The organism is Rhizobium gallicum bv. gallicum R602sp, assembly GCF_000816845.1.
Lineage (GTDB): Bacteria > Pseudomonadota > Alphaproteobacteria > Rhizobiales > Rhizobiaceae > Rhizobium > Rhizobium gallicum.
The window spans coordinates 77874-89957 of record NZ_CP006879.1 but is presented as its reverse complement, the minus strand read 5'-3'; the positions used below and the strand labels follow the sequence as shown (position 1 = coordinate 89957).

Here is a 12084-nt window from a genome sequence, read left to right as displayed (position 1 = left end):
CTTAAAATCGGGGATGATCGTTCCATGCAAGGCCGCGCCCATATACTGCAACGAGGCTGCTGGATGCCTGCGAGCATCTGCTTTGCGAAGCCGAGGCTTTGGAAGAGCTCACTGCGCGGCGGATCGCCGACGAAGCGAATGCGACGCCGTCGGCGATTTCTTACCATTTTGGCTCGCAGGAAGCGCTGATCGCCGCCGTCGCCGAGCGCGTGTACCGCCGGCTGAACGCGGAACGGCTGCGCCTCCTGCAGAAGGCCGTCGACCGCAAGGCACCCGGGCCGGCTAATCTCGGTGAGGTCATCGCAGCCCTTATCGGCCCGTCGATCCGCTGGAGCCTCGACCCAACCTCCAGCTATGCGGTGCTGTCGCACTTTACCTCGATGGCAAAGACGCATTGTGAGCGCGCGCCGCACTATCGGCGCATCATTGATGATGTCGAGCATCATCGTGCCTTCATTCCGCATCTCAAGCGGATAGCGCCCTGGCTCGACGAGGTGGATATCGGCTGGCGGCTCAACTGCGCGCTCGGCATCCGCTCGCAAGTCACCCGCTCGCGGTCGCGCACCGAGGTGATGACCAACTACCGCATGAATCTCGACGATCCCGACCTTGTTATCGCCCGCATGGTGGAAGTCATCGCGCCCATGTTCCACCGCATTGCCTGAGGTCAGCGGCTCGGCTGCGAGCCGGCCTACTGCGTTTCGAACACCATTCGAAATCCGTCACGACGGGGAAACAAACCCCTTCTATCGATCCTCCCGACTGCGGGACGATGTGACTGCCCATGCCGGAACCCCTTTCGTTCCCTCGCCCGCTGTCGCCGAAACCGTCATCCATGGAGGCATCCGGTGCGACGCGAAACCACATTCATCCATCTGACCGACCTGCATATCGGCACCACCGACGACAGCCATCTGCACAGCGACACGACCGAGACGCTGCATCAGGTGCTCGATCTCGTCGCGACCGTGACGCCGAAGCCGCGATTCGTCATCGCCAGCGGCGACCTCACCAATCGCGGCGATGCGGAAAGCTTCCGCCGCTTGCAGGAGATCATCGACGCCAAGATCGACGTGCCGGTCATCTACGCGCTCGGCAATCACGACACCCGCCCCGGCTTCTATGAAGGCATGGGCATCGAGACCGACGATCCGGACGCACCCTACGACCACGAAACCATTATCGACGGCATCCATATCATCACCATCGATTCGACGACGCCGGGCCTGATCGGTGGCACGATCGATCCGGAACAGTTCGACTGGCTCGCCGCCACGCTCGACAGCCACCCGGACCTGCCGAAGCTGATCGTCGTCCACCACCCGCCGGCACTCGGCGAAGAAGCCGACGTCACGCACTGGCGGACCATCCACTTCCCGCAGTCGGAACGTTTTCGGGAACTGCTGAAGGGCCGCAACATCATTGGCATCCTGAGCGGCCATATCCACCACGACCGGGTCTCGGTCTGGCACGGCATCCTGGTCGTCGTCGGCACCGGCCAGCACGCCGCGACCGACATCTTGCGCACCGACGTCCTGCGCATGGTGCGCGGTGCCTCCTTCGGGATTGGCACTATCCGCCCGTCGGGCCTCACCATGGCCTTCGTGCCGCTGCCGTCCGACCGTGCCGAGCTCAACACCTATCCGCTCGAACTTCTGATGGCCCGGGCAATGCCCGTCGCAGCCGAATAACCTTCACCCGGAGGCACGCAAATGCTGCGCAGAACCACGCTCAAGCTCATGGCGACGCTCGCCGCCGCCGCCTTCCTGCCGCTCGGCGCGTTTGCCGAAATGCCGGCAACCATCGACAAGCCGGTCACGATCAGCTTCTACAATTACAACCTCGCCTCCGCGGGCATCGGCTCGGAGGCCACCAAGGAACTGATTGCCGGCTTCGAGAAGAAATTCCCGAATGTGAAGGTCGAGACGGTCGCTGTTCCGCCGAACGAGATCATCAACCGCGTGCAGGCCGATATCGTCGCCGGCAAGCAGCCGGACGTCGCTCAGTTGACCTTCCGCGACCTGATCTTCATCGCCAGCGACCTCGGCGGCAACGCGCTCGAGGATATGGTGAGCCCCGCAGAGCTCAAGGACCATCTCGCCGGCATGATCCCGAAGGGTCTCGAACTCGGCAGGGTCGACGGCAAGACCTACGGTCTCGCCTACACCTTCTCGACGCCCGTCCTCTATTACAACGGCGACCTGTTCAAGCAGGCCGGCCTCGACCCGAACAACCCGCCGAAGACCTGGGCCGACGTCGACATCGCCGGCAAGGCGATCAAGGAAAAGACCGGCAAGAACGGGCTTCTTCCCCGGCGCCTACGGCCCGAGCGACGGCACCTTCGTTTACCAGGCGATCGTCATGTCGAACGGCGGCAAGGTGCGCGACGGCAACAAGCTCACCTTCGCCGACAAGAATGCCGCCGAAGCCGTCAAGATGCTGCGCGATATGGTCGATAGCGGCGCCCATGCCAGGATCGATCCGGCCAGCGGTTCGGACACCTTTGCCGCCGGCAATCTCGGCATGTTCGTCTACACGACCGCGACGCTCGGCGCCTACAAGAAGGCCGCCAAGGGCAAGTTCGACCTGCGCATCGCTCCGATGCCGTCCTTCGGCGAAAAGCCGACCGCTCCGACCAATTCCGGCAGCGCCCTCTTCGTCTTCAGCAAGGATCCCGACAAGCAGCGCGCCGCCTACGAGCTCCTGAAATACCTGACGAGCAAGGAAGCCTACACGATCATCACCAGCAAGATCGGCTACTTGCCGCTGCGCCTCGATATCGTCGACGACCCGAACTACCTCGGGCCCTGGGTTAAGGAAAACCCGATGTTCCGCGCCAACCTGGAACAGCTGAACCGCCTCACTGCCAATGTCGCCCTCCCCGGCCCGAACTACCGCCAGGTCGAGAAGATGATGATGGATTCGGTGCGCGAAGCCGTTTTCGGCAAGAGCGATCCGGACGCAACGCTCAAGGCCGCCCAGGACCAGGGCCAGGACCTGATGCCGTAACCCATCACGAGGGGATGCCGGGCGGGCGCTATCCCGCCCCGCGTCGTTATCCGTTCGGGGTCCTTTCGGGGAAATTTCATGACCGATATCCAGGCCGATCTCGCAAGACCGCTCTCCGTTGCCCGGGTGCCCGCGGCTGCCCCGCCCGCGCGCGACCTTCACCCTGCAGCCCTGGCTCTATCTCGCGCCGGCGCTTTGTCTCCTCATGATGTGGACCTATGTACCGCTGGACGAGGCGTTCCAGCTTTCCTTCTACCAGTGGAACATGCTGCCGAGCGCGCCGCAGCGCTACGTGGGCCTGACCAATTACCAGCACCTGTTCGCCCTGCCCGAGATGCGCGCCGCCCTCTGGAACACGCTTTTCTACATTCTCGGCCTCTTCCCGATGTCGGTGATCATTCCGCTTTTCGTGGCGATCTGGACTCAGGACCTCGAAGGCCGCGCCCGGACGATCTACCGCGCGCTGATCTTCGTGCCGATGATCGTCGCGCCCGTTGTCGCCGCCATCCTCTGGCGCTGGCTGCTGAACGAGGACCAGGGACTGATTACGCTCGGCCTCGAGCAGATCGGCCTTGGCCGCATCGGTTTTCTGACCGATCCGAAATATGCGCTGGCGACGCTGACCTGGATCACCGGCTGGAAGCTGATCGGCTTTTCCACCCTGCTGTTTTCCGCCGCCAATGCCGGCATCAACTCCTCCTATATCGAGGCGGCGCGCATCGATGGCGCCAGCCGCTGGAGGATCATTCGCGACATCCGCCTGCCGCTGCTGTCGCCGACCATCCTGCTTCTGTCGATGATGACGATCCTGTTCGGGGCGCAGTGGAGCTTTGCCTACATCAACGTGCTCACCAATGGCGGCCCGCTGAAATCGACCACCAACATCTTCTACCTGCTCTGGGAATACGGTTTCCAGACCATGTCGGCCGGCTGGAGCTCGGCGGCCGGCATGATCGCCTTTGCCGGTTTTGCGGCCATCGCAGCAGGTTGCATGTGGCTCACGAAAAGGTTCGCGTTTTATGACAACTGATGCTTCCCCTGACCGTCCTTTGCTCCCGTCTACCGGTCTGAAGGATGGCAGCATCCGCCGGTTCGCGGTGCATGCGGTTATGATCGTCCTGTCTTTCCTGTCGATCTTCCCGATCTACTGGATGATCGTCACCTCGCTTCGGCCGGAGAACGAGATCTTTTCCACTTCGCTCTGGCCTTCCAACCCGTCGCTCGAAAACTATGTGTTCGTGCTGACCTGCATTCCGATGACCGGGATGCTGGTCAACACCACGATCGTATCTGCCGCGACGGCCGTCCTGCAGGTGGTGACCGGCCTGTTTGCGGCCTATGCACTAGTGCGCTGGCGCATGCGCCTTTCCGGCGTCATTCACGGCCTCATTGCACTTTCCTGGCTGGTGCCTTTTCAGGTCACGATGATCCCCAACTATGTATTCGCCTCGCGGCTCGGTCTTCTCGACACGCTGACCGGTCTCATCGTGCCGAATGCGGCGCATGCATTCGCAATTCTTCTGCTCTACAATGCGATGCGCTCCTTCCCGACCGAGATCCTCGAAGCGGCCCGCATCGACGGCGCAAGCAGCTGGAAGATCCTCTGGCAGATCGTGGTGCCGAACATGGGAGCGCCGATCGCCTCCCTGTCGATCATCGCCTTCATCTCCGCCTGGAACGAATATTTCTGGCCGCTTCTTCTGTCGCGCAAACCGGAAAACTCCGTCGTCCGGATCGGCCTGCAGATGTTCATGAGCCAGGAGGGCAATCTCTGGGGACCTCTGATGGCCGCTGCGGCACTCGCCAGCCTGCCGATCCTCGTCATCTACCTGGTCCTGCAGCGCCACGTGATCGAATCCTTCATGAAATCCGGAATCCGCTGATATGCTAGCTTACGAACGCCTGATCGCACTGGACGGCGCCCACAATGTCCGCGACCTGGGCGGTTACAGAACCGCAAACGGTGGCCTGACCCGCTGGCGCTCGATCCTGCGCGGCGATGGGCTGCACCGCCTGAGCGCGGGCGATATCGATACTTTGCTGGACAACGGAATACGCACGGTCATCGACCTGCGTAACGCCCACGAGATCGCCGCCGAACCCAATCCGTTTACCGGCCATGCCCGGGTGCGCTACCACAACACGCCGCTGTTTTCGGCGCTGGCGCCGGTCGAGATGATGGCGGATGCCGCGGTGAGCTTCGACATGAGTGATCGGTATTGCCAGGCGATCGACGATTGCCAGCCCGCTATCGCCGAAGTCCTGAAGATCATCGCCGACGCCCCGGATGGCGCGGTGCTCTTCCATTGCAGCGCCGGCAAGGACCGCACGGGGGTCATCTCCGCGCTGCTGCTCGCCAACGCCGGCGTCGATGAGGCGACCATCATTGAAGATTATGCGCTGACCGCGACGATCTCCGGTCCGTTGATCGCAACGCTTCGCGAAAGGGCGCTCGGCCGCGGCACGCCGGTTGCGCTCGTCGATATCGTGCTCGCTTCCAAGCCGCACAGTATGCAGCAACTCATTAGGTACATTCGTGAAAACTATGATGGATTTGAGGGGTACTTGCGCGGCCTGGGGGTGCAGCATGGAACCTTGACGAGACTGGGTGAGCGCCTGCTGCATAACCCATAGCTCCACGATTATTCCCCGCGTCAGGCCCCCTTGAAGGCTTACCGGCTTCTCCCATTTTTACGATTTCGGCCTCCCGCAGTGTCGCGTTAACGGCTACAGGGATTGCTGGTAGACCGAGTCTGCGCCGGCCGACATCACGCGTCGTCGCTATACCGCTTTCCTGCCCCCCGGACAGCGAGCGACCCTTTTTCGTTCGCGGTCCCTTCACGGCGTCTCGCGTGACTTCCACGGAGGATAAAATCGAATACCGGTTCGGGATGCCCCGGTATCGTTGACTTCAAGACTGCGGGCGTTTCGGCGGCGGTTTCCGCCTGGTCAGCAAGCGCCGCCGGAGAGATACCAAGTGCGCGCGCGAAGCCGCAATGCTGCATCGTTCCCAATTGGCGAAACAGAGCGGCGGCGCGCCCGGCATGACGTTGGGCTGCCTCATGTTTACCTTCGCGTATCTTCACGCCGGCTGCCGAAATCAGGATCAATCCTTTGAGGAGCATACGCACCGCACTGCCGCGTTCCGCTACCTGCCAAAGTCCTTCCCAAGCCTCATGCGCCTCCCAGTAATAGCCATGATTGAAGAGATCCTGGCCCCAGGCGAAGTCTTCCGAGTCCAGCGGGGCCTTTGTTGGGACGGGCAAAGGTTCGACATGATAACTATGTCCCGCGGGGTCGCGCACGGGATGCGGCTGCCGGCCCGGCAGATAAGCATAATTCGGAAAACTTCTTTGCGGTAACAGTCGAAGACGTTTCACCACATGGGTAACCATTGCAATTCGCGTCACCGCATAACCATGGTCTGATATGAAGCTGCTGCCAAGTCGGTTTTAAAATTTTGCCCAGCGCTCTTGCAAGCTATCGTTGAAAATACGGAATGAAAACTGCTACGCAATCCGAGGCTCGAAACAAGATAAGGACCAAACAGATTGCAGATGACAGCTCACCGCCTTAAGGCTTGGTAGCGGCAATCAGCCGTGAACGCGCGTCGAGGATTTGTTGATGGCCACAGGCACGATTAAGTTCTTCAATGGAGACAAAGGATTTGGGTTCATCACACCCGAAAATGGAGGAGCGGACGTCTTTGTACACGTCTCTGCCTTGCAGGGCGGCAGCTTTCTGAGTGAAGGACAGAAAGTGAGCTACGACGTCGGTCAGGATCGCAAGACCGGGAAATCGAAGGCAGAAAACGTCCGCGTTCTTTGATTAAGATCGTTATATTGGTGACGTCCGCGCGCTGGGCCGCTTCCTTCTTGAGGTGCCGGGCAACGAGCCCTGCGCGGTAAGGTGCTTTTCGCGCCGGTGCACGGGGGCGGACTGAGCCTAAGGTGGAATTCGACCCTCTGTGCTCCCATGTCGCCCAATTCACTGTCCAGTTTTTGTATACAATTTTCGGACAGTGGAATTTTAGGGCAGCACATCCTACTCGACCGCATCCACCAAAAAAGCCGACCTTGGCGCCGCGGCGGTTATGCTCTCGCAGCTCACTCGGAGTCGATCGGCGTGGATATCCAGAAAGCAATCCTCGATGTTCCGTTAGTTGTCGAGGAGGCCGTATTCGACGAATGCCATGATCGCGCACCTACCATGTTACTGAAAAGTCATACAAATTCGCCAGTGTGAATATTGTGTGACATGCGCATGCAAGCGCCGCACCATTATCCATTTGTTATCTGTTGCCCGCGTATCGATGCGCCAATGCTGCACTGCACGCGGCTGCCACTTCATTTAATTTCGGGACTCTCATGAGCTGGGTCGATCGCCTCCTCTCGCGTTTCAAAATCCAAACGAAGGTGTTGTTGCTGGTATTGCCCTTCATCCTGAGCATCACGGCGGTTGGGGTGACGGGAATCCTCGCTTCAGGCCTGCTACAGAGCCGTATGGCGATATCCAACGACGTTTCGGCCTCGCTGCGTGGCTTCAAGGATGTTTATGCCGCGATGATCGGCTTTCTCGATCAGACGACCGAGGAAAACCGGGCGCTCGTCTTCGAGCGGCTCGGGGAGCAGCGCGCCGCCCTCGACGCTGCCCGCGCACGCCTGACCCCTCGGTCCGAAGGCTGGGCGGAGCTCGACAGCGCATCGACAGCACTCGCTGCGATCGACGGCCGGATGGACGACCTCTGGGTGCTGCATGCCGATGAAGCGCGGCTCGAGGCCGGCATCAAGGACGCCCTAGGAGTCATCGCCACGTCGCAGACGGATCTGCTGACCGCCGCCATCGCGTTTGACACGTCATTCAGGTCACAGGAAGACGACGCCAAGCAGAAATTGCGCGACGTGCAGAAGATCCTCTCGGCGACGAGCTTTGTTGCTGCGCTGGGAGACGCATTTGCCGCACGCAAGGATGACATTGAAGGTTATCAGCAGCTCACCGCGGCGATAGGCGACCTGAAGGTCCACCAGAAGCTGCTTCCGATCGCGTTGCCGAAGAATTCCAAATCGCTGGCTAAGGCGTATTCGGCCAGCACGAAGGCGTTGATGGCGCTCGTGGACGACAAGGCGCACCCGCCGGAAAACATTCAGAAAATCCTCGATACCTTCGCGCAGTTCAAAACGCTGAAGGAGCCACTCGAAGCGGCGGCGACCGTGAAGATGCAGGCCGTGTCCGCCACGTTCGAACAGCTTGGCGCGTCGCTCGCCAAGGCCGGGTTCGTGATGCAGGATACGCGGCATCTCACCGAGGCCATCTACCTGACGCGCATCGCACTTGCCGAGTTCATGCTCGACCGCTCGTCGGAAAAGCAGTCGACCCTGGCGACGAACCTCGCGGAATGCCGGAAGGCGCTCTTTACGCTGAGCGCCACGGCGGGCGTCCTCGCTTTCGCCGGGGAGCAGTCGGCAAAGCTCGCGCCGTCTTTCGACAGGATCGAGCAGGCGGCCGCCGAACTCGTCGGCGCCACCGGCAAGCGTGCCCAGCAATTCCAGGCTGCCACCGCCGAGGTCGACCATATCGGCAAAGAGCTTTCGCTGTTCGCCGACCTGCAGCAGAGCGCAGCCGGGCGCCAGAGCCAGGATGCCAACATGCTGTCCGTCGGCGCCATGGCACTGGGCGTAATCATCGCGCTCGTTTCCGGTGCGGCGCTGGTGCTGACGCTGAAGGGGCCGATCGGCCAGATCACCCAGGCAATGCGCAACCTCGCCGGCGGCATGCTCGACACGGCTGTCGGCAACCAGAACCGTGCCGACGAGATCGGCGAGATGGCGCGTGCCCTCGACGTTTTCAAGACCAATGCGAAGGCGAAGATCGTTCTCGAACAGCTGTCGGAGCAGGAACGGGCCGCGGCCGATGCCGAGCGTGAACGCAACGAGGTGGACAAGTCCCGCCGCGATGCAGAAATCGCCTTCGCGGTCGACGCCTTGGCGGGCGCGCTCGACGCCATGGCGAAGGGCCGGCTGACCTGCACGATCGAAACACCATTTGCTCCGGCGCTCGACAAGTTGCGCACCGATTTCAACGCCGCCGTCGCAGGACTGAGGCAAACTCTTGTCGAGATCCGCATCACATCGTCCGCCATTCAGGGAAGCGGCCGTCACCTCGCCGACGGTGCCAAGGCGCTCTCCGGTCGAACCGAGCAGCAAGCCGCGTCGCTCGAAGAAACGGCCGCGACCGTCGACCAGATCGTCGCCACGATCCGCAAGGCGGCGGACCAGGCGGCCAATGCCAACCGAACCGTCTCCCACGCCAAGCAGGGCGCCGATCGGTCCACCGTCGTCGTGGGTAATGCAACCTCGGCGATGGGACGCATCGAGGGCGCATCCAGCCGGATCGGCAACATCATCGAGGTCATCGACGACATCGCCTTCCAGATCAACCTGCTGGCGCTCAACGCGGGCATCGAAGCGGCACGCGCCGGCGAGGCCGGCAAGGGCTTTGCCGTCGTAGCGCAGGAAGTGCGCGAACTTGCGCAGCGTTCCGCTGGGGCCGCCAGGGAGATCGCCTCGCTGATCGGAAATTCTACCGCCGAAGTCGCCACCGGCGCCGGCCTGGTTTCCGAAACCGGGGCCGCGTTGCTGGATATTTCCGAGCACATCGTCGGAATCTCGACCCAGATCGAAGCGATTGCGATGTCGAGCCGGGAGCAGGCGTCGTCGATCGCCGAGGTCAATGTTGCGATTACGCGCCTCGACCAGCTGACGCAAAGCAATGCTGCCATGGCCGAGGAGACTGAGGCCACGAGCTGGACGTTGTCGGGCGAAGCCGACAATCTGATGGATCTCGTCGACCGGTTCGATCTGGGAGAAAACAGTGGCCAATCGGAAGAAATGAAGGCGGCCTAAAAGGCTAAAATCCGCATGGGAAGATCCTGATCGCTGGAGCATTCGACCGTCGGCATCGTCGATTGATCGAACGTCCGAAAAGGCGGAAGCGCCGAATGAGCGGGCAACCCTGCAAGCCGGTCGTCGGGTCATTGTCGAAAGCAATTCATTCCGGCTGCTCCAATGGAACGTTTCTCCTCTCGTGGAGTTCATCTGCAGGCTTCAGGAGGAGCCTCAACATGAGAAGCGAAGCAAGAACGCCCTCCCTGATACATTGGAGTGCGCCCGTCCATGTCAGAGTAGGACATGGATCTAGCGAGAGCATTTTTGGACCAGAGGCCGCGGTTGAGTATCTTAGATATCGCTGGCCGGCGCGAAGTAACCAACACTATCTGAATGCCATGCGAGCCTGCACCGCAGCAATTGATCGGAGCCAGTCACCCGATTTTGCCCGCGATGCATTCATTGCCGCCTGTATCGAGGCCGACATGCTGGCCTAGCTCGCATGAACATCGATCCCGAAGGTTTTGCAAGAATGTAATTCCTGACTAAGCGTAAGGTGCTCGACTGCGCTCAATCTGATGGCAGCCGATTACGATACGCGTGAGAGCCTGTCCATAGCACCAACGCACTGCGTCCCGACGACTAATGCAAAGTCACTAGGCGGTTTGGCTCAGCAAGCTCCTTCGATAACAGGCCATTCAGCGCGACCAACCTTTCATCAAGCGACCACCCACGGCTAAGGTCATGGTCAATCATCCCGTGAAGCGGCCCTTCGAGAGAAGCCTGGCAATCTTCAAGACGCTCTGCGCCGACAACGATGTGGCGTGGGTCCTGATCACGTACGGTCCTCAGTCTTCCGAGGGAATAACGATCCTGCGCTCAAGCAGCATTTCCTCAACGTGCCGCAGCTAAGCAGAAACCGGCAATAGAGCCAGACAGCGCGGGCGATGATCTCTGGCGGGAAACGATGGGTCTTGTATTGGCCGATGGGCTGGCTCATGCCCATGATCAATATTTCAAACTGGCCCGCTTCTTGCTGCCTCTCCCTTTCATGCCTGCCTGGATATCCATCCGGGTGAGTTAACGGAAGCGCTGGAGGAGCACGATGAGCAAAACAGAAACCTTTTATGATGTCATTCGCCGCCAGGGGATTACCCGACGCAGTTTCACGAAATTCTGTAGCTTGACGGCGGCGAGCCTCGGTTTTGGTCCGGGCGCGGTAACGGCGATGGCCGAGGCACTCGAAACCAAGGAACGGGTTCCTGTTATCTGGATGCACGGCCTCGAATGCACCTGCTGCTCGGAAAGCTTCATCCGCTCGGCCCATCCGCTGATCAAGGACGTGGTCCTATCGATGATCTCGCTCGATTATGACGACACGATCATGGCCGCGGCCGGCCATCAGGCTGAAGCCATCCTCGAAGAGACCAAACAGAAGTACAAGGGCAAGTACATCCTCGCCGTCGAGGGCAATCCGCCGCTCAACGAGGACGGCATGTTCTGCATCGACGGCGGCCGGCCCTTCGTCGAGAAGCTCAAATGGATGGCCGAAGACGCCATGGCGATCATCGCCTGGGGCGCCTGCGCCTCCTGGGGCTGCGTCCAGGCCGCAAAGCCCAACCCGACCCAGGCAACGCCGATCGACAAGGTGATCCGCGACAAGCCGATCATCAAGGTCCCGGGCTGTCCGCCGATCGCCGAAGTGATGACCGGCGTCGTCACCTTCATCACCACCTTCGGCCGATTGCCCGAGCTCGATCGGCAGGGCCGGCCGAAGATGTTCTATTCGCAGCGCATCCACGACAAATGCTATCGCCGTCCGCATTTCGATGCCGGCCAGTTCGTCGAGGAATGGGACGACGAGGGCGCACGCAAGGGCTACTGTCTCTACAAGATGGGCTGCAAGGGCCCGACCACCTACAATGCTTGCTCGACGGTGCGCTGGAACGGCGGCGTCTCCTTCCCGATCCAGTCCGGTCACGGCTGCATCGGCTGCTCCGAGGATGGTTTCTGGGACAAGGGCAGTGTCTATGAACGCCTGACCACGATCAACCAGTTCGGCATCGAGGCCAATGCCGACCGGGTCGGAATGACCGCGGTCGGCGTCGTCGGCGGTGTGATCGCGGCCCACGCCGCGATCACCGCCGTCAACCGCGTCATCACCAAGCGCGAAAAAACCGACGCTTAACAC

General features: G+C 61.0%; 12 protein-coding genes and 1 pseudogene. 11 read left to right on the top strand and 2 right to left on the bottom strand.

Annotation, left to right across the window (positions count from 1 at the left end):
- Positions 1–98 precede the first annotated feature (98 nt).
- The 7 genes from RGR602_RS21405 to RGR602_RS21380 all read left to right on the top strand — a co-directional run bounded on the left by RGR602_RS21405 (position 99) and on the right by RGR602_RS21380 (position 5643).
- Positions 99–665 (top strand): TetR family transcriptional regulator, encoded by a 567-nt coding sequence (locus RGR602_RS21405; RefSeq protein WP_223844061.1) that lies wholly within the window; start codon positions 99–101, stop codon positions 663–665.
- Between the two features lie 183 nt (positions 666–848).
- Entirely contained in the window at positions 849–1691 is an 843-nt protein-coding gene (locus tag RGR602_RS21400) for a metallophosphoesterase family protein (RefSeq protein WP_040114144.1), read from the top strand.
- Positions 1692–1712: 21 nt separating this feature from the next.
- Positions 1713–2459: an ABC transporter substrate-binding protein gene (locus RGR602_RS39270; protein ID WP_267285109.1), complete on the top strand. Its 747-nt coding sequence runs from the start codon at positions 1713–1715 to the stop codon at positions 2457–2459.
- Positions 2362–3009 (top strand): extracellular solute-binding protein, encoded by a 648-nt coding sequence (locus RGR602_RS39265; protein ID WP_267285108.1) that lies wholly within the window; start codon positions 2362–2364, stop codon positions 3007–3009. Before RGR602_RS39270 ends, RGR602_RS39265 begins: the two co-directional genes overlap by 98 nt.
- Positions 3010–3127: 118 nt before the next feature.
- On the top strand, positions 3128–4039 hold the full coding sequence (locus tag RGR602_RS21390) for a carbohydrate ABC transporter permease (protein ID WP_040114143.1): 912 nt from the start codon (positions 3128–3130) through the stop codon (positions 4037–4039).
- Positions 4029–4892, top strand: a complete 864-nt coding sequence (locus RGR602_RS21385; protein WP_040114142.1) for a carbohydrate ABC transporter permease — start codon at positions 4029–4031, stop codon at positions 4890–4892. Before RGR602_RS21390 ends, RGR602_RS21385 begins: the two co-directional genes overlap by 11 nt.
- Before the next feature lies 1 nt (position 4893).
- Positions 4894–5643, top strand: a complete 750-nt coding sequence (locus tag RGR602_RS21380; RefSeq protein WP_040114141.1) for a tyrosine-protein phosphatase — start codon at positions 4894–4896, stop codon at positions 5641–5643.
- A gap of 134 nt (positions 5644–5777) precedes the next feature.
- Here the strand turns inward: RGR602_RS21380 and RGR602_RS21375 are convergent, their stop codons facing one another.
- Positions 5778–6275, bottom strand: a complete 498-nt coding sequence (locus RGR602_RS21375) for a DUF309 domain-containing protein (protein WP_223844060.1) — start codon at positions 6273–6275, stop codon at positions 5778–5780.
- Positions 6276–6633: 358 nt separating this feature from the next.
- Here RGR602_RS21375 and RGR602_RS21370 point away from each other — a divergent pair, with 358 nt between their 5' ends.
- The 3 genes from RGR602_RS21370 (at position 6634) to RGR602_RS39795 (ending at position 10390) form a co-directional block, all read left to right on the top strand.
- Positions 6634–6837: a cold-shock protein gene (locus RGR602_RS21370; RefSeq protein ID WP_040114140.1), complete on the top strand. Its 204-nt coding sequence runs from the start codon at positions 6634–6636 to the stop codon at positions 6835–6837.
- Between the two features lie 539 nt (positions 6838–7376).
- Complete coding sequence (locus RGR602_RS21365) at positions 7377–9911, top strand: methyl-accepting chemotaxis protein (RefSeq protein WP_040114139.1); 2535 nt, start codon at positions 7377–7379, stop codon at positions 9909–9911.
- A 95-nt stretch (positions 9912–10006) separates the two neighbouring features.
- Entirely contained in the window at positions 10007–10390 is a 384-nt protein-coding gene (locus RGR602_RS39795) for a DUF982 domain-containing protein (RefSeq protein ID WP_082046634.1), read from the top strand.
- Positions 10391–10747: 357 nt separating this feature from the next.
- Here RGR602_RS39795 and RGR602_RS36030 read toward each other — a convergent pair.
- Positions 10748–10893, bottom strand: a pseudogene (locus tag RGR602_RS36030) (IS6 family transposase); the annotation flags it as partial.
- Between the two features lie 105 nt (positions 10894–10998).
- On the opposite strand from RGR602_RS36030, the gene RGR602_RS21360 reads away from it, so the two are divergent.
- Positions 10999–12081 (top strand): hydrogenase small subunit, encoded by a 1083-nt coding sequence (locus RGR602_RS21360; RefSeq protein ID WP_040114138.1) that lies wholly within the window; start codon positions 10999–11001, stop codon positions 12079–12081.
- The last annotated feature ends 3 nt before the right edge of the window (positions 12082–12084 follow it).